Source organism: Mucilaginibacter pallidiroseus, from assembly GCF_007846085.1.
Taxonomy (GTDB): Bacteria; Bacteroidota; Bacteroidia; order Sphingobacteriales; family Sphingobacteriaceae; genus Mucilaginibacter; species Mucilaginibacter pallidiroseus.
The window spans coordinates 402,721-425,234 of sequence record NZ_VOEJ01000002.1; the positions used below are offsets into that span (position 1 = coordinate 402,721).

General features: G+C 43.7%; 20 protein-coding genes. 11 read left to right on the forward strand and 9 right to left on the reverse strand.

What is annotated here, in order from left to right; all coding sequences use genetic code 11:
- Positions 1-6 precede the first annotated feature (6 nt).
- Together FPZ43_RS06255 and FPZ43_RS06260 are read right to left on the reverse strand one after the other, a co-directional pair.
- Entirely contained in the window at positions 7-906 is a 900-nt protein-coding gene (locus FPZ43_RS06255; RefSeq protein ID WP_146380996.1) for an ABC transporter ATP-binding protein, read from the reverse strand.
- Positions 900-1,115, reverse strand: coding sequence for a hypothetical protein (locus FPZ43_RS06260; protein ID WP_146380997.1), 216 nt, complete (start codon positions 1,113-1,115; stop codon positions 900-902). Before FPZ43_RS06260 ends, FPZ43_RS06255 begins: the two co-directional genes overlap by 7 nt.
- 161 nt (positions 1,116-1,276) lie before the next feature.
- Here FPZ43_RS06260 and FPZ43_RS06265 point away from each other — a divergent pair, with 161 nt between their 5' ends.
- Together FPZ43_RS06265 and FPZ43_RS06270 are read left to right on the forward strand one after the other, a co-directional pair.
- Positions 1,277-2,347, forward strand: coding sequence for a sensor histidine kinase (locus tag FPZ43_RS06265; protein WP_261380999.1), 1,071 nt, complete (start codon positions 1,277-1,279; stop codon positions 2,345-2,347).
- Positions 2,348-2,349: 2 nt separating this feature from the next.
- A complete protein-coding gene (locus tag FPZ43_RS06270; protein WP_146380998.1) occupies positions 2,350-3,075 on the forward strand; it encodes a LytR/AlgR family response regulator transcription factor in 726 nt (241 codons plus the stop codon).
- 188 nt (positions 3,076-3,263) lie between these two features.
- On the opposite strand, the gene FPZ43_RS06275 is transcribed toward FPZ43_RS06270, so the two are convergent.
- From FPZ43_RS06275 to FPZ43_RS06295, 5 genes are all read right to left on the reverse strand, one after another.
- Positions 3,264-5,018, reverse strand: a complete 1,755-nt coding sequence (locus tag FPZ43_RS06275; protein ID WP_146380999.1) for an ABC transporter ATP-binding protein — start codon at positions 5,016-5,018, stop codon at positions 3,264-3,266.
- 109 nt (positions 5,019-5,127) lie between these two features.
- Positions 5,128-5,622, reverse strand: a complete 495-nt coding sequence (locus FPZ43_RS06280) for a GNAT family N-acetyltransferase (protein WP_146381000.1) — start codon at positions 5,620-5,622, stop codon at positions 5,128-5,130.
- Between the two features lie 2 nt (positions 5,623-5,624).
- Entirely contained in the window at positions 5,625-6,371 is a 747-nt protein-coding gene (locus FPZ43_RS06285) for an ABC transporter ATP-binding protein (protein WP_146381001.1), read from the reverse strand.
- Positions 6,372-6,377: 6 nt separating this feature from the next.
- Positions 6,378-7,850 (reverse strand): DUF5687 family protein, encoded by a 1,473-nt coding sequence (locus FPZ43_RS06290; RefSeq protein WP_146381002.1) that lies wholly within the window; start codon positions 7,848-7,850, stop codon positions 6,378-6,380.
- Between the two features lie 48 nt (positions 7,851-7,898).
- The gene (locus FPZ43_RS06295) at positions 7,899-9,179 is read right to left on the reverse strand and encodes a replication-associated recombination protein A (RefSeq protein ID WP_146381003.1); all 1,281 of its coding nucleotides are present in this window, start codon (positions 9,177-9,179) and stop codon (positions 7,899-7,901) included.
- A 215-nt stretch (positions 9,180-9,394) separates the two neighbouring features.
- On the opposite strand from FPZ43_RS06295, the gene FPZ43_RS06300 reads away from it, so the two are divergent.
- From FPZ43_RS06300 to FPZ43_RS06335, 8 genes are all read left to right on the forward strand, one after another.
- The gene (locus FPZ43_RS06300; protein ID WP_146381004.1) at positions 9,395-10,021 is read left to right on the forward strand and encodes a DNA-3-methyladenine glycosylase family protein; all 627 of its coding nucleotides are present in this window, start codon (positions 9,395-9,397) and stop codon (positions 10,019-10,021) included.
- A 167-nt stretch (positions 10,022-10,188) separates the two neighbouring features.
- Positions 10,189-10,806, forward strand: a complete 618-nt coding sequence (locus FPZ43_RS06305) for a hypothetical protein (RefSeq protein WP_146381005.1) — start codon at positions 10,189-10,191, stop codon at positions 10,804-10,806.
- A 196-nt stretch (positions 10,807-11,002) separates the two neighbouring features.
- A complete protein-coding gene (locus FPZ43_RS06310) occupies positions 11,003-13,141 on the forward strand; it encodes a carboxy terminal-processing peptidase (protein WP_146381006.1) in 2,139 nt (712 codons plus the stop codon).
- 369 nt (positions 13,142-13,510) lie between these two features.
- Complete coding sequence (locus tag FPZ43_RS06315) at positions 13,511-13,735, forward strand: hypervirulence associated TUDOR domain-containing protein (protein WP_146381007.1); 225 nt, start codon at positions 13,511-13,513, stop codon at positions 13,733-13,735.
- Between the two features lie 83 nt (positions 13,736-13,818).
- Positions 13,819-14,553, forward strand: a complete 735-nt coding sequence (locus FPZ43_RS06320; protein ID WP_146381008.1) for a DUF2490 domain-containing protein — start codon at positions 13,819-13,821, stop codon at positions 14,551-14,553.
- A 105-nt stretch (positions 14,554-14,658) separates the two neighbouring features.
- The gene (gene eno / locus FPZ43_RS06325; protein ID WP_146381009.1) at positions 14,659-15,957 is read left to right on the forward strand and encodes a phosphopyruvate hydratase; all 1,299 of its coding nucleotides are present in this window, start codon (positions 14,659-14,661) and stop codon (positions 15,955-15,957) included.
- Positions 15,958-16,068: 111 nt separating this feature from the next.
- Positions 16,069-17,136, forward strand: coding sequence for a ligase-associated DNA damage response exonuclease (locus tag FPZ43_RS06330; RefSeq protein WP_146381010.1), 1,068 nt, complete (start codon positions 16,069-16,071; stop codon positions 17,134-17,136).
- Positions 17,133-18,755, forward strand: a complete 1,623-nt coding sequence (locus FPZ43_RS06335; protein ID WP_146381011.1) for an ATP-dependent DNA ligase — start codon at positions 17,133-17,135, stop codon at positions 18,753-18,755. The genes FPZ43_RS06330 and FPZ43_RS06335 overlap by 4 nt, the downstream gene beginning before the upstream one ends.
- Before the next feature lie 2 nt (positions 18,756-18,757).
- Here the strand turns inward: FPZ43_RS06335 and FPZ43_RS06340 are convergent, their stop codons facing one another.
- The gene (locus FPZ43_RS06340; RefSeq protein WP_146381012.1) at positions 18,758-20,302 is read right to left on the reverse strand and encodes a glycoside hydrolase family 10 protein; all 1,545 of its coding nucleotides are present in this window, start codon (positions 20,300-20,302) and stop codon (positions 18,758-18,760) included.
- 256 nt (positions 20,303-20,558) lie between these two features.
- On the opposite strand from FPZ43_RS06340, the gene FPZ43_RS06345 reads away from it, so the two are divergent.
- Positions 20,559-21,482 (forward strand): hypothetical protein, encoded by a 924-nt coding sequence (locus tag FPZ43_RS06345; protein ID WP_146381013.1) that lies wholly within the window; start codon positions 20,559-20,561, stop codon positions 21,480-21,482.
- Between the two features lie 277 nt (positions 21,483-21,759).
- Here the strand turns inward: FPZ43_RS06345 and FPZ43_RS06350 are convergent, their stop codons facing one another.
- Positions 21,760-22,482 carry a DUF4197 domain-containing protein gene (locus tag FPZ43_RS06350; RefSeq protein ID WP_146381014.1) on the reverse strand — a complete coding sequence of 241 codons (723 nt, stop codon included), beginning with the start codon at positions 22,480-22,482 and terminating at the stop codon, positions 21,760-21,762.
- Between the last annotated feature and the right edge of the window lie 32 nt (positions 22,483-22,514).

A 22,514-nucleotide genomic window follows, 5' to 3' on the forward strand; every position in this document is an offset into this window, starting at 1 on the left:
GATATTTTAATTGGCTTTGGTAATATCCAAAAACAGTTCTTCCAGATCTTTCTGCTGCTTGTTTATGCTAAAAACGGTGAGGCCGTTTTGTACAAGCAAGGCGTTTATCTCGCCTATTTGCTGCCGCGATGTAAACGGAACATGCAGGTGGGTATCAAATACGTCGGTAACGGTATAGCTGTTACGCGTAAGCAGGTTGGCTGCATCAACCGTGTTATCTGTTTCAATATAAACCATGGGCTGGCTTATGCTTTCAAGATCCTTAATTTCGCCCTGAAAAAGCATAGCTCCATTGTTGATAATGCCCACATGGGTTGCCATACGTTCAATTTCCGAAAGCAGGTGGCTCGATATAAAAACAGTTTTGCCATGCTGCCTCACAAGGCGCATTAGCAACTCGCGTATCTCAATGATACCGTTTGGGTCGAGGCCGTTAGTGGGCTCGTCAAGTATTAAAAGTTTGGGGTCGGTTAACAGGGCCAGGGCTATTCCAAGGCGCTGTTTCATACCCAAGGAGTATTGGCCGGCCTTTTTATTTGCAGCGGCGTTAAGCTGCACCAGGGCCAGCATTTCATCAACACGTTTTTCGGTTACGCTCAGCAGCATTGCGCGGTTTATCAGGTTTTCCTTACCCGTCATGTGCTGGTAAATGGCAGGTTGCTCTATAAGTGAACCGATCTGCGACATGATGCTAATGCGGTTGCTTTGCAGATCCTGACCAAAAATACGGATGCTGCCATCCTGTGTGTTTAACAGATTGAGCAGCAATTTGATGGTAGTGGTTTTACCCGCTCCGTTTGGGCCCAAAAAACCGTAAATACTACCGGCAGGCACCTGCAACGACAGCGATTTAACAACCAACTGATCGGCAAAGCTAAATGATAGCTCCTGGGTTTCTATTACCATACGTTATCGGTAGCAATTGAAGCAACTGTTTTAACTAAACCAATGCTCTTTACAAATAATGATTTTGCCTCTTTTACCGAAGCTACACCATTTTCAATCTGCAAGGTTGGTTTTTGTTCGAACTGGTAGCTTACGCCCATTACTATTGCAAATACTACTGGTGCAAGTACAAGTAAAAATGGGTTTGCGTTTGTAAGTAACTTTTTCATTTTGTGATCGTTTTGATGATACAAAGGAATATCAAAATAATTTCCTGCTAAAATCAATTAGACGAACTGCCAGCAATTATAGATGAACAGCCAATAGCGCCTGTAAAACCGTTCGTCGGCTTTTTAAGGGTGTTCATCTAAAATATGCGCAGCTATATATAATGGAAAGCCTAATAACAAGGCAAAATGCTACATTAGTTGCCGGGCGTATGAGTATAAACTTAAATAAGGGCTGGCAAATATTTATCCATGCAGCAGTTTGGCTGGTGCTGATAGCGTTTTTTATGCTGCTGGCACACACCACAGGCAAAGTAAGTTTCTCTAAACTTGCCATTATATTCCTGGTTTTCGGTGTAGTCAACATCGGGTTATTCTATCTTAACTACCTGCTGCTTATTCCGCGTTTTCTGGATAAAAAGAAATACAAGCTGTACGCACTTGCTATTATAAGCACGCTAATTTTATCGGGACTGGCAAAGTATGGGCTGGCACTGGTATTTAAATCAGTCATATTGGTGCGCCTGGGTAAGGATGTAAGTGTGGGTATTTACCTGTTCAACGTAACGTTCACCAGCATTATATTTGTGTTCTTAAGCACAGTACTTAAGTTTTCAATAGATTGGTTCCTGAACGAGCGGATACAGCATGACCTAGAAAATCAGCGCCTGACGGCCGAACTATCTTTTCTTAAATCGCAAATAAACCCGCATTTCCTGTTCAACTCGCTTAACAGCATCTACTCGCTGGCCTATCAAAAATCTGATACCACACCCGAGGCTGTTTTAAAGCTGTCAGAAATTATGCGCTACATGCTTTACGAGTGTAACGATAACAAGGTTGATCTCGAAAAAGAGTTGCAATACCTGCACAACTACATCGACTTGCAGAAAATCCGTTTTGGTAACAAAGCATTTATCGATTTTGAGGTTACCGGCGAGGTTACCAATCAGCAAATTGTACCCTTGCTACTGATAGCCTTTATAGAAAACGCATTTAAGCACGGCATTGCCAATGATGCTATGGCTCCTATAAAGTTGCGTATCAATATTGACGCCGGCAAGCTTTACTTCTTTATCCAGAACAAGAAAAATACACACAACCGCGATGCTTCGGGCGGTATTGGGCTTAGCAATGTAAAGCGAAGGCTCGACCTGTTATACCCTCGAAAATATAATATGGAAATTCGTGACGAAGCAGATACCTACACTTCTCAATTATCATTAGTTTTATAGCCATGATCAGATGCCTTGTAGTTGATGATGAGCCTTTGGCTCTGAATATACTGGAAGATTATATTTCCAAGATCCCTTTTTTGCAACTGGTTAAAGCTACCACCAACCCAATTGAGGCGCTTACCCTTGTGCAGGATGGCACCATAGACCTTGTTTTCCTCGATGTGCAAATGCCCGAGCTTACCGGCATCCAGTTCCTGAAAATTGCCAATGGTAAAGCAAAAGTGATATTAACTACGGCCTACTCACAGTATGCGCTTGAAGGCTATGAACTTGATGTGATTGATTACCTATTGAAGCCAATTGCCTTCGACAGATTTTTCAAATCGGTGCAAAAAGCGCAAACCGTTATTCAGCCTGCGGCCAAACCTGCTCCGTTAGCAGAGCCGGCTAAACAGGATGATTTTGCCAGCGATTTTATTTTCGTAAAAACCGAGCATAAGATACAAAAGGTCTATCTGCATGATATTTTATTCATCGAGGGCCTGAAGGATTATATCTCCATTTTTACCCCTGCCGAGCGTATCATCACGCTGCAGAACATGAAAAAAATGGAGGATGCCCTGCCCGAGCGCCATTTTATCCGCGTGCATAAATCATACATCGTGTCAATAAACAAAATAGACAGTATAGAACGCAGCCGCATTTTTATAGGCGACAAGGTTATCCCTGTTGGCGATACCTACCGCGATGAGTTTTTCAAAATTGTGGACGGTAAGAATATTTGATGAAAAGTCATTTGTTTTTTTGAGCCCTGTTGAGCTTGTCGAAACACTCAAGGGCTAATTAGGCCTTCGACAAGCACAGACCGACGGAAAACAAAAGAAACGGTCATGCTGAACTCGTTTCAGCACCCCACAAGTCCTTATGATGAGATGCCGATATGCATCGGCATGACCAAAATTAAGATACGCTATTAAGCATCAACTGTATGCTTTTCGCCGATTTGCTGCCTCCACATGGCGTAGTACAAACCTTTTTGATCTAACAAATCATGGTGGCGGCCCGACTCTACGATGTTGCCTTTCTCAAGCACGAATATGCAATCGGCATGCATAATGGTTGACAGGCGGTGGGCTATCAGTATTGTAATATGATCGTTAAGTACCGACACATCACGAATGGTAGCCGTAATTTCTTCTTCAGTTATCGAATCCAGCGCAGACGTTGCTTCGTCAAACACCAAAATATCCGGCCTGCGCAGCAATGCACGCGCTATGGAAAGGCGCTGCTTTTCGCCACCTGATACTTTTACGCCACCTTCACCAATCACAGTGCTTAGTCCTTTGTCGGCACGGGCAAGCAGGGTTTGGCAAGCTGCACGCTGCATTACGTTTAAACACTCCTCATCAGTTGCATCCGGCCGTACAAATAACAGGTTTTCACGAATGGTTCCGGAGAACAGCTGCGTATCCTGCGTTACAAAGCCAATTTTTTCACGCAGTTGATCAAGGTCAATTTCTTTGCTCGCAATATCGTTGTATAAAATATCGCCTACGGCAGGCTGATAAAGGCCAACCAGCAATTTTACCAATGTTGTTTTGCCTGAACCTGATGGGCCAACAAAGGCAATTGTTTGCCCGGTGCGCGTTGTAAAATTGATGTGGTTAAGTGCATTGCGGTTTGCTGTTAGGTGCTTAAAGCTTACGTCTTCAAAAGTCAGTTTGTTAATTTTTTCCAACAGTACCGGTTTTTCGGGCTTTACATCGATAGGCGTGCTTAAGATTTTTTTAAAGTTACCTAAAGATACTTCTGCCTCGCGCCAGCTTAATATTACGTTTCCAAGCTCCTGCAATGGGTTAAATAAGAAGAATGAGTAAAACAGAAAACTGAAATATTGTCCCGGCGATATGCCGCCCTTAAATATAAGCATCAGCAAAACCACTACCATCGCGCTGCGCACCAGGTTTACTGTGGTGCCTTGAACAAAGCTCATGCTGCGTACATACTTTACCTTTTTTAATTCAAGGTCCAATATTTTATAAGTGGTTGTATTAAGTCGTTTGATTTCCTGTTTGGCAAGGCCAAGGCTTTTTATCAACTCAATATTACGCAACGACTCTGTTGTTGAACCGGCAAGGGCGGTAGTTTCGGCTACTATGTTTTTCTGGATGCGTTTTATACGGCGGCTCATGGCCATGCTCACCAATGTAATAATAGGTATTGCGGCAAAATAAACCAGCAATACCTGGTAGCTAACACTTGCCGAGTAAACCATTACAAACACCATCCCGATGATAGAAACGAACAGGATGCTGATAAACTGGGTAATAAACTTTTCACAATCCAGGCGCACCTTTTGCAAAATGCCCAGTGTTTCACCGCTGCGCTGGTCTTCAAATACCTGATAAGGTAACTCAAGGGAATGACTCAACCCGTCGGCATACATTTCGGCACCAACCTTTTGGGTAATGATATTGGTAAAATAATCCTGAAAGTTCTTGGCTATGCGCGATACCATTGCGACGCCGATAGCCATACCCACCAGCATAATAACGCGGTTAAAATATTCTGATTCGCTTAGTGCCGTACGTTTCTCGATAACCTGGTCAACAATGCGGCCGGTAATATATGGATCGAGCAGTGAGAAACCGATGTTCATGGCGGCCAAAAACAAGGCCAGCACAACTATCCAGCGATGCTTTTTTAAGTAAGTAATTAAAATATTCATGTATGGCTGCAAAAATATGCAAACCACATGGCTATGTAATGCGCCGGAGCGCAATATGACAATGCCGTTAAGTATAGCTTCTACACTATTGCTTGTTAAGTGCCATTGGCTACAACTCCTTGCGCATCACGTAATCGTTCATCCAATAAGGGCCAATGGCAATATCTTCTTCGTAAGCCACCACGAAGCCCATCTTCTCGTAAAAGCTTTTGGCGTTATTATAGCGGTTAACATTAAGCTCCAGCACATGCTTGCCGGCCTCTTTAGTTTTATCAGCCACTGCATTAATCAATACCTTGCCGTAGCCTTTCCCTTGTGTTACGGGCAGGCAATACAGCTTATGTAATTTGTAAACATCGGCATCCTCCTCACGGGGCGAATAAGCAGCAAAGGCTACCGGTGTTCCCTCTTCAATTAATATTAAAAAGGTCTGCTCATGCTTAGCCAACTGTGCCGTTATTTTATCTTCGGCATAAATGGTACTTAGCATATAGGCAATTTGCTCCTTTGATAATATTGAGGAGTAAGTTGGCCACCAGGTTTGCTCTGCTATCTGCAAAATTGCATTAACGTCATCGACAGTGGCTTCGCGTATCAGGTACATGTTTAATGGTTTTCTTCCCTATCAAATTCAAAAGTAGTATTGCTAACGGTTTGCCCGACACCAAAATACTCTTCTAACTCGGCAAGAGTTGATGAACTGGTGGCAATATCTTTAATAATGCGGCCTTTTTCCATTAGTAATATGCGTTCGCAAACGTCGGTAACGTGGTTAAGGTCATGGCTTGAAACAATAGTAGTAACGCCGTTTTGCTTATTTTGCTGCTTAAGAATATTTTTCAGCCTGAACTGTGTACTTGGGTCAATATTGGCGAAGGGTTCATCAAGCATCAGCAAATCGGGCTTTTGCAACAAACAGGCACCCACACCTACTTTGCATTGGTTACCCTTGCTCAGATCGCGGATGTATTTTCCTTTCCTGATGATCTCTCCATTAAAAAACTCTGTTAGGGTAAGCAGGTATTCATCTACCTGAGCCTTTTTTTGCCCATGCAGCCCGCCAATAAAATACAGGTACTCTTCGGGTGTAAGGTAATCTATCAAAAAGCCTTCATCCAGGTATGATGCTGTGTAGTTTTTCCACTCTTCGCCACCTGCCACAACCTGGCCCTTTGATAAAACCTCACCTTCATCCGGGCGAATAAGGTCGAGTATCATCCGGAACAGGGTAGTTTTACCCGCGCCATTGTTACCGATAAGGCCAATGCTTTCGCCCCGTTTAATCTCAAACGAAGGTACGTTTACAACAGTAACACCATTATAAACCTTTTTCAAGTTCTTTATTTCTATCATTGCTGATTATTTATTTCTGAAGCCTTCGGCTATTTTATACTTTTTAGTTTCAAAATCGGCGGTAAGTTTACCTATCCAAAAATTACGGGTGGCAATAAATAATATACCAATACTTGCCAACACTACATAGGCTGTGTTTTGCAGCCCGAATGCAATAAATGGCCAGTAAACCAGGTAAGGCATTAACATAAGCGGGAAAGACAGCAGCAATTGTGTTGCACCTACACCTTCCCAGTTAAATGAGGCACCCTTACTCAAATCGATACGTTTGTAATTGCGGTTTGCAAAAAACAGCACCACGGTCGTGTTCACGCCAATATTCCAGATGTACATAATAAAGTGGATCATTACTATCTTCCAGCCAAAGTATGCGTAAGGCACAGTCAATAAAAACGCCACGGTTGATACAATGGTAAACAGCATGTATTTGGCTTTCAAAAAATCGGCAAACTTTACCTTGCTCACCATAATGCCATCAAAATGGGCACCCTGCCAGCTAAACATAAACTGGCCATAGTTGATAATGAAAATGCCTGTCATAAACATACCCACAAATATGTTAAAGCCTTTGGGCATGGCAGGATTAGTATAAAATATCAAGCCGTAGAACATAAACAACAAGCCCATGGTGAGGGCGCTGCGGGGGCGCTTATTACGCAGTATCAGTTTAATTTCGTTTGCTACCAGGTCACCCACTCGCCCAAAGCGATCAAGTACCGGGAATTCGGTGCTGCTTTTGTGCTCGTTTTTACGGGTGGTTAACTCTTCAAGGTACAGGTTGCTTTTCAGGTAGGCAAAGTTGATGTAATACATTACCACAGCCAGTATCAACGGCAATAAAACCAATGCCGGCATTTTAATAAGATTGCCAAAAAACAGGTAAGATATTTTGCTGAGCGAGAAAAGATGCCAAACGAAATCGCCGGCAGATATTAGTGCAAGCAGGCCACCCGCAATTAATAATACAAAGCCATTTAGGTTTGCTTTGCGTTTAATATATAAAGCCAGGTAATTATTTAAAAGCGCCAGCGCTATTATAGCTATAATAAAAGTTACAACCGCCAAAGCGCCGGATGCCGGAAGGATAATTTTTAAAATAAAAGGCACAAACAGTACAATGGGCCATAAGTTAAAAAAGGAGAATAAAGCAGTAAACGCCAGGTAGCCAACTACGGTATTGCGCTTTACAGGCAGGTGCAGGTAGGGTTGTACCTTAAGCGTGGGCAGCTCCTGCAACTGCAGCCTTAGCAGTATATCATATAAATAGTAAATCAGCAATATGCCGCAAAAAGCTACGGTAAGGTTTTCATTAGGCTGTGCTTTTTCCAGTATTCTATCTAAGAAAAGGCCCAGCGCCAACACGTACATAAATAAAATGAGGATGAGTATCCCCATTACAATTTTAATTGCAAGTGTTTTACCTGTGTTTGCCGAGCGCCAAAATGATTTAAGCTCGTGGGTAAAGAATAGTGAAAACATAGTTAGGTTTTGCAGATAAACAGAAACATTGTAAGATAGCGATACCTGTTAATATTTGTATCTGTCGCCCCAAAGTTTCTTTAGTTTCTCTTTCGACTCGTTTTCGCGTGCATTGTTACCGGGATCATAAATTTTTGTTCCGCGGATAGCTTCCGGCAAAAAGTCGAGATCGGCAAAATTGCCTTCGTAGTTATGCGCGTACTTATAGTTTTTGCCATAACCTATATTCTTCATCAGTTTGGTTGGGGCATTACGAAGGTGCAACGGCACGGGCAAATCCCCGGTTTGCTTAACCAGGGCAATGGCAGCACCAATGGCCGTAGTGGCCGAATTACTTTTGGGTGATGTTGCCAGGTAAATACAGGTTTGCGACAGTATCAATTGCGACTCGGGCATACCTATTTTGTTTACCGCTTCAAAACAACTTTGAGCAAGCAGCAGGGCGTTTGGGTTGGCATTTCCAATATCTTCAGATGCAAGGATGAGCATACGGCGGGCAATAAACAAAGGGTCTTCTCCGCCGACTATCATGCGGGCCAGCCAGTATACTGCTCCGTTGGGATCACTGCCGCGCATAGATTTAATAAAGGCCGAGATGATATCGTAATGCTGCTCACCCGTTTTATCATACAAAGCCATATTTTGCTGCACATGATCCAGCACCACATCATTGGTCAGCACAATATCCTTTCCGTCGAAAGCGTTTACCAGCAGTTCAAAAATATTGAGCAGTTTGCGGGCATCGCCACCACTTAATCTCAATAGCGCTTCATGCTCCGGCAGGCTGATGTTCTTATCTTTCAAAACAACGTCCTCGGCCTTGGCTTTATCAAGCAAATCCAGCAGATCCTGCTCGGCAAGGGGCTGTAAAATATAAACCTGGCAGCGCGATAATAACGCCGAAATAACCTCGAACGACGGGTTCTCTGTAGTAGCGCCTATCAGCGTAACAATCCCACGCTCAACCGCACCAAGCAGTGAATCTTGCTGGGACTTAGAAAACCTATGGATTTCGTCAATAAACAAAACCGGCAATACCTGCCCCTGCTCTTTCAACTGGGAAGCTTTCTCGATAACCTCGCGCACATCCTTCACACCAGAATTAATGGCACTTAACGAAAAGAAAGGCCTGTACAACGATTGTGATATGATGTAAGCCAGGGTAGTTTTACCCACGCCCGGCGGCCCCCAAAATATCATGGACGGCAAAGAGCCGCTTTCAATGGCTTTGCGCAGCACGGCACCCGGCCCAACAAGATGTTTCTGCCCGACATAATCATCAAGTGATTTGGGGCGCATACGTTCGGCTAATGGGGGCAGGTTATTCATTCATGTAAAATTGAGGATTTGAAACGCTATATCCTAAAAAAGTTAGTAATTTTAGAAATTTGTAGTTTTAAACATAACGGAGAAACTATTCGGTAATTGATTATTAGTTCCTCCTTATGACAGCGTTAAAAAAAAAGTTTTGTCATTCTGAGCGAGAGCGAAGAATCTAAATAGCGGATATACCCGTAGCCTCTAGCACATATTAAAAAGAACCAATGCCGCAACAGTTCACCCAAGCCACTTTCCATACCATCTGCGATGAACTTGCCAATATGGATTCAGATTTGGCGAGCGTTATCAAAACCTATGACTATCCACCTATGTGGAGCAGGCCAAATAGTTTTGAAAGCCTGGTGCATATCATACTCGAGCAGCAAGTATCGCTGGCATCAGCATTGTCGGCACTAAATAAATTGCGTGAACGCATTGAGGATATCACACCTGCAAAAGTGCTTTTACTAACGGATGCCGAGTTCAAAGCCTGCTATTTTAGCCGGCAAAAAACTGCCTATACCCGCTACCTTGCCGAGGCCATCATCAGCAAACAGCTAAACCTTGATGATTTTAAAGAGATGGAGGACGAGGACATCCGCAAACAGCTTTGCGCCCTTAAAGGCATAGGTAACTGGACGGTTGACGTCTACCTGATGTTCGCCCTCCAGCATGCCGATATTTTCCCGATTGGCGATTTGGCTGTGGTAAATGCAGTAAAGCGTCTAAAAGATTTGCCTAAGGAAACTACCCGCGATGAACTGGTTGAGCTATCCCGGCAATGGCAGCCCTACCGCACAGTAGCCACCATGATACTGTGGCACTTTTATTTAAGTGCACCGCGCAAATAATCAGGTATATTAGGATACTAATACTTCCATAATATTTTGTTCGATTAACAGTTTTATCTGCAAAATGTAAGTTAATTTGCTTTATCTTTAAGCTATTGTAAACCATCACAATGCTTGCTATATTTGCATACCAGTTAATTTAACTATACTTCAGCGAAAAACATTTAATGAGATACATCATTTTGGTTCTCCTTTGCGCTATTAACTTAACGGCTTCGGCCCAATGGTGGCGCGGCGATTTCAAAAAACACACACGTTATCCGCAGATTGAATTAGCCAAAAGCTATAATGCAAAGCGCATAAGCATCGCCCCAACTCCAAAAACAAAACTCAGATTGCCAACCTTGCCGCGCACGCCTTACAACCTGCAAATATGTGAGGCTTTGGTGATGAAAGCGGCTCAACATCATATGCGTTTTAGGGAGTGGGCTTTAGCCAGCTATAAGTTTAGCGAGTTAGCGCAGATGTATGTGCTGGAAAACCGCCTTTCTGAAGCCAAATGGTATTACCTACAAAGCATATTGCTCTCAAAAAACCAGGCCGATCATGAGCTTACTATCAGCAGCTTAATTAACCTTGCCATGATAAAGGCCGACCTTGGGGATTTCGCACAGGCTCAAAACGACCTTGCCGAAGCAAAAAACCTTGCCCGCTCGCTTGGCCGTGGTAATGATATTAAGTTGATTGATGCAAAAGCCAAATATGTGGAGAGTAATAAAACCTGGCTTCCAAAATCAGAACTACGTTACGCCGAGGCAGTTGAAAAGGATAACAAGAGCAAATAATACTCTGAAATCTGCGCTTTGTAACAATTGAGTAAAATGCAACTCTTATTGTAAAATATAATAAACATTATTGTAATATTGTTATTCAGTATATAATAAGACGGCTTTGTAGCCGTCTATTTTTTTATATATGTAATTAAAACAGGCACAAGTATTGATGTTCCAGCTATATCCGGATTTAAAGACTGCAAAAGATATGTTTAAAAAATTTTATACAGTGGTTGTAGTGGCTGCCACACTGGCCTGCAACGCATCTCCTACCGTTACAACCAATGCTCCTCAACGTAAAGTTGGCGCGGCAGATTTAACGCCGGATTTGCAGCAAAGCGTGGTTTGCCGCCAGGTAGCCGAAATGGTTACGCGTTTCAACTATAAAAAAGTACCGCTTAATGATTCGATCTCAGCGATAATCTATACCAACTACCTTAAAAGGCTCGATGAAAACCACAGCTATTTGTTAGCTACAGATGTTGCCGACTTTAATCAGTATAAAACTACGCTTGATGATGACATTAAAGCGGGCAACCTTAACAACGCCTTTTATATTTTCAATGTATTCCAGAAACGCTATACCGAGTATGTTAATTTTTCGATAGCTCAATTGGCAAAAAGCTTTGATTTTACCAAGAACGAAACTTTTGTTTACGACCGTGACAGCCTGCCATACGCAGCTGATGTTAATGAGTTGCACAACCTTTGGGCGCAACGCGTAAAGTACGATTTACTCAACCTGCAGCTTACCGGCAAGTCATTGGCAGAGAACAAGGAGACGTTGAAAAAACGTTATTCAAATATCCTTTCACAATCCAACAAGCTAAACAACCAGGACGTCTTCCAGGCGTTTATGGATGCTTTTACTGAAGCTATCGATCCGCATACCAACTACTTTACGCCTCAAAACGCAGCCAATTTTAATATTGACATGTCGCGCTCTTTGGAAGGTATTGGTGCTACCCTGCAATCGGTAAACGAGTATGTAACAATTAAATCAATTGTTGCCGGTGGCCCTGCCGATAAAAGCAAGCAGGTGAATGTTGAGGACCGTATCATAGCCGTAGCGCAAGGCAAAACCGGTGCTTTCCAGGATATTGTAGGTTGGAGAATAGAGAACGCTATCGCGCTAATACGTGGTGCAAAAGGCACAACTGTACGCTTACAGTTATTGCGCACAGGCGTTAACGGCAAACCACGTACTATTGAACTGGTGCGCGAGAAGATCATCCTGAAAGATATTTCTGCTCAAAAGGAAATACGCACGTATAACAACAACGGCAAACAAGTTAAAATTGGAGTAATATCTATCCCTGCTTTCTACCTTGACTTTAACGATTACAAAGCCGGCAACCCAAATTACAAAAGCACCACACGCGATGTTAAGTTGATTTTGGACACCCTTAAACGCGAAAACGTTGACGGTATAGTAATCGATCTTCGCGAAAACGGCGGTGGTTCATTAATGGAAGCCATTGAGCTAACCGGTTTATTTATCAAAACCGGCCCTGTAGTGCAGGTTAGAGATGCCCGTAACCAGGTTGAAGTTGACCCGGATGAAGACCCGGCAATAGCTTATGCAGGGCCGATGGCTGTATTGGTTGACCGCTTTAGTGCATCTGCATCAGAGATCTTCTCGGCAGCTATCCAGGATTATGGCCGCGGAATTATCCTGGGTACACAAACCTATGGTAAAGGCTCTGTGCAAAATGCAATCGATTTGGATAAGGTAATTAATCCTACCATAAAAGATAAGTTAGCTTCGTTGACAGGTAAAAATAAATCGGTAGCTGTTGGCAGCCAAAATAAATTTGGCCAGCTTAACCTTACTATAGCTAAGTTTTACCGTATAAGCGGCGGTGCTACCCAGCACAAAGGCGTTATACCTGATATTCAGTTCCCGTCTGTTATTCCTTTGGATAAATATGGCGAGGATACCGAGCCGTCTGCTATGCCATACGATGTTATTGCTAAAACTGACTTTACCAAGTTTGGCAATTTTACGCCGGTAGTACCTGAGCTTAAAAAGTTGCATGACCAACGCATGAGCACTAGCGACAGCTACAAATACTTGCTCGAGGATATTGCTGAAGTAAAAAAACAAAGTGCCGAAAAAAGCATTACGCTTAACGAGGTTCAATTGAAGAAGCAGCGCGATGCCGACGAGCAGAAAGCACTTGAGCGTAATAATTTACGCAGGGTGGCATTAGGTTTAAAACCGCTCAAAAAAGGTGAAGCTAAACCTAAAAACGAGGACCTCGATTTCCTTAAACGCGAAGCCGGTCAAATCCTTACCGACTATATTTCGCTTGATAACAAGATAATGTCTGTAACTCAGAAATAATTTATAGGTACTTATACCGCAAGAGGCTGCCCAAAAGGTAGCCTCTTTTGTTTTACGCCGCCTAATGATTTTGATTTAAAAAGTCTGACGATCATTAACCGATAGCAGCCCTTAATACGGCTCCCGCAAGTGTGCACTTACCGACTAATTATCCCCGTTAGCCTAATATCTCTAACGTTAGGCTCGTATTTGATACAACTTTGTACCAACAAAACACAAAAACTTAACTATCATGATCACGCTATTTACAATCCCCGCAGCATTGATAATGTCTTTAATAACCACCGCTATTATCCTTATTGGGCTTATTGGTAAATTAATTTGCTGATTGGCAGGCATCTTGCTTATTCCTTATTCAAATACATCAACATGAAAAAGGGAGACACCGTACACTGGGCCTGGGGCTCATCAGAAGCCGAAGGCAAAATTGAGAAAAAGCATACCGAGCCTGTAACTAAAACGATTAAAGGCAGCAAAGTAAAACGTAATGCCAGTAAAGACAAGCCCGCTTTTGAAGTGAAACAAAAACACGGCGGGAAAGTACTTAAGTCGGAAAGTGAACTTAAAAGGGCGGCAAATAAAAACGCTTCTTAACATTATAATAACATTAAGTGATTTTTAATTAACGCAGAGGTAACATTGCCGAAATACATTTGCATTAAAATAATATTAAGCAAATGTTAAAACTTGTTTTCAAGGCTGCGTTAACTATCATTTTCACAATAAGTTTAAGTACAGTACTAAAAGCCCAAAATTACAAAACCGGTACCTGGGGGATTGCTACCATCACCTTACCAGGTGATAGTGCTCATCATTGGGGCGGCTACATTGAATTACAAGCCCGCGCTAATGAAATAGCCAACCAATTTTTTTACTACGAAACCAAAGGTGGTGTAAGTTATGACATTGCTAAAAATTACATAGCACTCATTGGTACCGGCCGTTATGTTACCAAAGACTTTACCAATCTTGAAGCCCCGCCTACCGTTCAGGAGTTTAGGTTATGGGAGCAGTTCACCATCAACTCTTTTCTAGACAGGCTAAAACTTGAGCACCGCTATCGTGCAGAGCAGCGCTGGCTTAACGGCATATATCGCAATCGCTTCCGCTACAGGCTTAACGTGGTAGTGCCACTTAATCACAAAAAGGTTGAGGCCAAAACATACTTTATATCCGTTTTCGACGAGTTGTTTTTCAACAATAAGGCACCGCATTTTGAACGTAACCGCTTTTCGGCAGCATTTGGTTACCAGTTTGATAAATCATTAAGTGTGCAAGCCGGCTACCTTGATCAGTATAATTACAACTTAACATCTTCCGGGGCAAAAAATAATATTGCCATAGTTGTGCAGTACCGCATCAATCGTAAAAACAGCAAACCTAAAGAACATATACCCGGTGCTAACGATTAAATAATCATTAAATACAAAATTTCAATTGCACTTTCCTGTTTTTGCGCTTAACTTAGCCTCCCAATCAGTATTTTAACACACACTTAAACAAATCTGACATAAAAAATGAGTTTAATAATTGATGTACATGCCCGCCAGATACTTGACTCGCGCGGTAACCCTACAATTGAGGTAGACGTTTTAACCGAAAATGGCGCATTTGGTCGCGCTGCAGTTCCATCTGGCGCATCAACCGGTGTGCACGAAGCTGTTGAGCTTCGCGATAACGATAAAGCTGTTTACATGGGCAAAGGCGTTTTAAAAGCCGTTGAAAATGTTAACGACATTATTGCTGCCGAATTAAAAGGCATTGATGTATTTGAGCAGAACACTATCGATAAGATCATGATAGATCTTGACGGTAGCGAAAATAAAGGCAAACTTGGTGCTAACGCCATCCTTGGCGTATCATTGGCAGTAGCTAAGGCCGCTGCACAAGAGAGCCGCCAGCCGCTATACCGCTACATTGGCGGTGTAAACGCAAACACATTGCCTATCCCGATGATGAACATTGTAAACGGTGGTTCGCACTCTGATGCGCCTATCGCTTTCCAGGAGTTCATGATCATGCCGGTTGGCGCTTCATCATTCTCTGAAGCTTTACGTTGGGGTACCGAAGTGTTCCACAATCTTAAGAAGATATTACACGACCGAGGCTTGTCTACCGCAGTAGGCGACGAAGGTGGTTTTGCCCCAACTTTTGAAGGTACCGAAGATGGTGTTGAAACCATTTTACAGGCTATTGAAAAAGCGGGTTACACTCCGGGTGAGCAAATTTGCCTTGCGTTTGACTGTGCTGCATCTGAGTTTTACAAAGACGGTAAATACGATTACACCAAGTTTGAAGGCGAAAAAGGTGCAATCCGCACAAGCGCCGAGCAGGCTGATTACCTTGCAGAGTTGGCTGCTAAATACCCTATCATTTCTATTGAAGACGGTATGGGCGAAGACGACTGGGAAGGCTGGAAATTATTGACCGAAAAAATCGGTGATAAAGTACAATTAGTAGGTGACGATTTATTTGTTACCAACGTTAAACGTTTACAGCAGGGTATCGACACCCATACTGCAAACTCTATCCTAGTAAAAGTTAACCAGATTGGTTCATTAACTGAAACTATTAACGCGGTTACTTTAGCGCAAACCAATGGTTACACATCAGTAATGAGCCACCGTAGCGGCGAAACTGAAGATGTTACCATTGCCGATTTAGCTGTTGCCCTTAACTGCGGCCAGATAAAAACCGGTTCTGCTTCACGTAGCGACAGGATCGCAAAATACAACCAGTTATTGCGTATCGAAGAAGAGCTAGGTTCTGCTGCACGCTTTATTGGTAAAGATTTTAAATACTTTCCAAAGAAATAGCTTATAGCAAATAGCTAAAGCACTAAGCCCTGGCATATGTCAGGGCTTTTTTGTTATCTGGCTTTGCCACTGCTCAAACCTTATTGGCACTCTGCAGGTTATTTATAAGCTATGGCTACACCACTGCTTCAATTTACCGACCGCGGCATTTACTGCGAACAGGGCCGATTTTACATCGACCCATGGAAACCTGTTGATGATGCGGTGATAACCCACGCCCACGCAGATCACGCCTATTTTGGTCATAAAAACTACCTGGCGCATCATTTGTCTCGCGAGGTGATGCTATACCGCCTTGGCGATATAAACCTGCGCACAATTGAGTACGGAGAAACCGTTACCAAGCACGGGGTTAAAATAACCTTATACCCGGCAGGGCACGTGATAGGTTCGGCTCAAATTAGGGTGGAATATAAAGGGCAGGTTTGGGTAGTATCAGGAGACTATAAAACTGAAGATGATGGCATATCAACACCATTTGAGCCGGTAAAGTGTCATCATTTCATATCAGAGTGTACATTCGGTATGCCTATTTACAACTGGAAACCCCAGGCAGACCTTTTTGTAGACGTTAATAACTGGTGGGCTAATAACGTTCAAAACGGGGTTGCCACGGTAATAGTTGGCTACTCGTTAGGCAAAGCCCAGCGCATCCTGCAAAATCTTGATCTTAGCATTGGCAAGGTTTACACGCATGGTGTTATAGAAAACACGAATGAAGCATTGCGGCGCAACGGCATCATTTTAAACCCAACCGAGCGTATTACCATCGACTCCAAAAAAGAAGAGGTACGTAAAGGCATTATACTGGCCCCGCCATCGGCAGTAGGTACGCCCTGGATGCGTAAGTTTCAGCCGTATAGCTTTGGTTATTGCAGCGGATGGATGGCGCTTCGTGGTGCCAAACGCCGCCGCGCGGCCGACAGGGGTTTCATCATGTCTGATCATGCCGACTTCCCTGGCTTGGTAAGTGCAATTGATGCTACCGGTTGCGAGTGCGTTTACCTTACACACGGATACACGGCATCATTTAGCCGTTACCTGAGCGAGATAGGTTTTAACGCCCGCGAAGTGCATACCCTTTACGGCGGCGAGGAAGAAGATGCGAGCATTACAGAAGGCGAAGAAAAGGACGAAACTGCCCCGTCGGGCGATATTAAAAAAGAGCTTGCTGTATGAAAAATTTTGCACAACTTTTTTTGGCGCTCGATGAAACCAATAAAACCAACGAGAAGGTAAAGGTTATTAAGGATTACTTTATTAAAGTACCTGATACCGATAAAATGAATATGCTGGCGCTGTTTACAGGCCGCAGGCCTAAACGCCCAATCAATTCAACGCTTATACGCACTTGGGCCGTTGAGGCATCGCATATACCGGCATGGCTTTTTGAAGAAAGCTACCACGTTGTGGGCGATCTGGCCGAAACCATGTCATTATTGATGCCCGAGAGCACCAATACAAGCAGCAAGACACTTACCGAGTGGATAGCAGAGATAAACATGCAGGCTGCACGTACGGAAGACGAAAGAAAGGAATGGCTCCTGGCATCATGGGCCATGCTTGACAGGCAGGAGCGGTTTGTGTTTAACAAAATACTTACCGGAAGCTTCCGTGTGGGGGTGTCACAAAATTTGGTCATTAAAGCATTGGCAGATGTAACCGGCATTGAGGCGCCGGCACTTACCCACCGTATAATGGGTAGTTGGATGCCCGATAATTATACGTTTGACCAGCTGGTGCAGGAGCAAAGCGCGGCTGACAATATCTCCCGCCCTTACCCTTTCTTTCTTGCCTACCCTATCCAGGAAACGTCAGAAAAAAGCAAAACTGCCGATGAAATACAGGCAGCCCTTGGCCCTGCCGAAGAATGGCAGGCCGAGTGGAAATGGGACGGCATACGTGCCCAAATGATAAAGCGCGATGGGCAGATATTTATTTGGAGCCGCGGCGAGGATTTGGCTACAGAAAAGTTTCCGGAGCTGCATCCATTTCTTAATGCCCTGCCAGATGGTACCGTGCTTGACGGCGAGATATTAAGCTTCCAGAGCGGTCTGCCCTTACCTTTCGGCATATTGCAAACACGCATTGGCCGTAAAACGCTGAGCAAAAAAATATTGACCGATAGCCCGGTAGCTACCATTGTATATGATTGCCTGGAGTATAACGGCGAAGACATCAGGCAAAAAACCCAAAGCGAGCGCAGGCTGATACTGGAGAAATTGCAGCAACAAACGGAGTTTCCGGAAGTGTTCAGAATTTCGGCACTTATTGATTTTAGCAGCTGGAACGAGTTGGCTGTTACACGCGAACAGTCGAGAGCGATGATAGCCGAAGGCATTATGCTTAAGCGTAAAAACGCCACATACCAGGTGGGCCGCCGCCGTGGCGATTGGTGGAAATGGAAAATAGACCCGCTATCGGTAGATGCAGTTATGATATACGCCCAAAAGGGGCACGGCCGCCGCGCCGACCTTTATACCGACTACACCTTTGCCGTTTGGGATGGTGACAAGCTGGTGCCCTTTGCCAAAGCATACTCGGGCCTTACAGATCAGGAAATAAACAAGGTAGACTACTTTATAAAACGCAACACGCTCGAAAAATTTGGTCCTGTGCGCACCGTTAAGCCGGAGTTAGTTTTTGAAATTGGCTTTGAGGGCATCAATAAATCAAACCGGCACAAGTCGGGCATTGCATTGCGCTTTCCCCGCATACTGCGTTGGCGGCAGGACAAACCTAAAGAAGAGGCCGACACCATTGAAAGCCTGCGCGCGCTGCTTGGCGAAAATGAGTAAGCTTACTGCTTTATAACCGCTATGGTTGGCGATCGCTCACTTTCATTCTTCATCCTATCTATAGCCGTAATTACATAAAAATAAGTTTGCCCCTGGCGCACATTGCTATCCTGGTAAAGTGTAGCAGTATCATATTGTATGTGCAGGATATTTCTAGGGTCGTTAAGGTCGATGTTTTTGTTATCTTCAAAACGGTATATCACGTAGCCATATGCAGCTTCGCCATCGCTGGCCGGCAAAGGTGCCTCCCATTTAAGCATAACGCCACTGCGGTCTTGCGCTGCGGTAAAACTTTGAGGCGGCAACGGCGGTACCGAGTCGCGCCAAAGCATTGGCGGGGGCAAAGCCGGGTATTTGTAAAAATCATGCTTCAGAGTATCGGCCAGGTGATTTGCATTTGCCATCAGCGTTTGCGAACGGAAGTAAACACTTCCCTGTACCCTTGGGTTAGCTCTCATCAGCCTCAACTGGTTGGGTATTTCTGACGGATTCTTAAAAGCGGGGCTGCGTTGTTCGTAAAAGCGGTACGGGCCCTGGCCTATGTATAAGTGGCGGTTATAAGTATTCAGGCTCCACCAGTTAAGCAACTTATCAAAAGCAGCAGCTCGGTTACCAATTTGCCAGTATATCTGCGGGTTAATATAATCAATCCAACCCTCACGCGTCCATTTGCGGGTATCAGCAAAGTTTTCGAAGTAAGACGAACCACCGGCGGTTTCAGAGCCATCGGGATGCTGCCTGATGTTCGCCCAGATGCCAAAGGGACTGATACCAAACTTCATACGTGGTTTGTATTTATGTATGCTATCATTAAGCATATGTACCAGTTTATCCACATTGTCGCGGCGCCAATCACGTATATCATCAAAACCTTCACCGTACTGGGCAAAAGCATCGGCATCATTAATAACCTGACCGCGCACGGGGTATGGATAAAAATAATCGTCCATGTGTATCCCGTCTACATCGTAATTTTTAACTACGTCTAAAATTACCTGTACTATGTATTCCCTCACCTCCGGTATGCCGGGATTAAACAACTTTATCCCCTCATAAATAAAAAACCACTCGGGCTTGGTGCGCGTAATGTGATTATCGGCAATCAGGTTAAAACGGCCATCAAATGTAGCACGGTATGGGTTAAACCAAGCATGCAACTCCATGCCACGCTTGTGCGCCTCGGTAACCGCAAACTCCAACGGGTCGTAAGTTGGTGCCTTGCCTTGGGTACCTGTCAGGTATTTTGACCACGGCTCGCGGCTTTTGCTATAAAAAGCATCGGCAGCAGGTCTTACCTGGAACATAATTGCATTTATGCCCATTTGCTGGTGGGTATTAAACTGGCTCAACAAATCTCGTTTTTGCACTTCGGCAGTAGCAAGCGAGTTGCGCGGCCAGTCAAGGTTTACCACGGTGGCTATCCAAACGCCTCTAAACTCGTACTTAGGTTCGGTTTTGGGCGCAGTGGCAAGCGTATCCTGGGCTATTGAAAAAGAGTGTGTAGAAACAAGAAGAATTAAGGCAAACAGTATTTTATAGAAACGCATTAAGCAGCATATTTTTATTAGGGAGTCGCAAAGATATAAACTCCCGGTTAAGCAGTTTTATTATCGATATAATAATTACGGCCATTTTGTGTTTTAATCATAATGTACTTATTTTAGCCGTTCACCTGCAATTACAGGCGTTTAAAACCGGTTACATTTTAAGTATGCCGTTAATTTTTGCTAATTTTAATTATCTATTGCTAACGTAGCAACAATACAAGCTTATTGTAGTTACATTAACTTTAACTAATAAACTATGGAGTACGTTCCACAACCCGAGCAACAGGCACCTAAAAACAACTCGAACGTTATATACTTTTTGATAGCGGTTGTTATAGCCCTTTTGGGTACCGACGTTTATCTGTATACACAGAAAAAGCAGTCGGATACGAAGATTGTTTATCAAAACGATGAGAAAACAAGGTTACAAACAGAACTTGACAGCCTTGAAGCGCAAATAGAACAGGTTAACGCGGGCCGTGCAAAAATGACTGCAGAAATGCAGGCTAAAAATGATTCGTTACGTTCAAAAATCCGAGTACTGCGTAAGGAGCTGGCCAAAGGTAAGCTTACCAAAGCCGAGCTTAGCCGTGCTCAGGAAGATGTTAAGCAGCTGCGTTATTTTGTAACCAAGTATACTGCAGATATTGAAGAGCTTAAAAAACAAAATACATCCTTAGTGACAGAGCGTGATACGCTGAAGAGCAGTTTGAACACCGTGAGCCAAAAGGCCACCGCGCTCGAGCAAAAAAACCAGGAGTTGGATACCAAGGTAAAAATAGCATCGGCCATTAAGGTTGGTAGTGCCGAGGTTGTAGCTTATAAGGTTAAAAGCAATGGTAAAGAAGATGATGTTACTAAAGCCAAACAGGCAACTAAGCTGAAAGTAAACTTCACGGTAGCAAGTAATGCCGTTGCCGAGAAGGGCCTGCATGATGTTTACCTGCGCGTTATTGACCCTACAGGCAATTTAATTGTACAATCAGATTCGGGAACCTTTAACGCCGATAGCCAGGACTTACAGTTTACGTATAAAACGGCTATTGATTTCCGTGACGATGGCAGTGCTTACACTATCGATTGGGTTAACCCGACGCTGCCTTTCCAAAAAGGCACCTACACAATTATCCTTTATGCAGATGGTTATACGATGGGCAAAAGCAGCGTAACACTTAAATAACTTTTATAAAGCCTTTAGATGCGAAATCCCGATGGTTAAATACCATCGGGATTTTTTGTGCTGTGAATTTATCGCATAAACTGTTGCAGTAACGCTTTACTCGTAACCTGCTACAAGTATATTAAATACAAAGGTCATGCTGAATTTATTTCAGCATCTCACAAGCCTTTTAATTCGACTTTATATGAGATGCCGAATTAATTCGGCATGACTGGACAAAGGCATCCCCCAATATGCTAAAGATAGAACCCTCCCTGAATACATCAGGAAGCACAATTTATTTCTTGACTTTATCGTAGTAACCAAATACCTTCTGTAGTAATGGAGTAGTGCGCGCCGAAAGGTTTTGGCGAATGTTTAGTTCCTCCTGAGCAATTACCACAAACAGGCCGTCGATAGCTTTTTGTGTAACATAGTTCTTGATATCCGGGTTTACCTTTTTTACCAGCGGCACCCTGTTGTACGTATTGGCTGCATCGGTGTAGTAGCGTGTTGCACCAACTTTGTTGAGGCTGGCTTGTACTATCGGCTCAAACTTATCTGTTAATTGCTGGGTGGTGGTGCGTTTAAAATAGTTGGTTGCGGCATCCTGGCTGCCCAGCAATATGTTGGTTACATCCTGAATGGTCATTTGCTTAATAGCACTCACAAAGATAGGCTTGGCTTGCGAGGCAGCATCCTCAGCGGCACGGTTAAGGGAAAGCACAACGTTATCGGCCAGTTTACCAAGGCCAATGCTGCGTAACGTTTTTTCAACTTTCTGTGCCTCTGGTGGGAACAGTATTTTGACAGCTGCATTGCCGAAAAAACCATTAACGGCCGATAGTTGATCGGCACTTTTACCTGTACCTAATTCAAGTGCTTGCTTGAGCCCGCTGCTCATTTCGAGCGAGGTTGGGTTAGCCGATTGTTTAACGGTAGTTTGTGCCACCTGGCTCAGTGTATCGCAGCTGGATAGGATCAGGCAAAAAAATGGGATAATTAGTAGCGCTTTTTTCATACGATTCCCCATACAAATTAAGCGCCAAAATA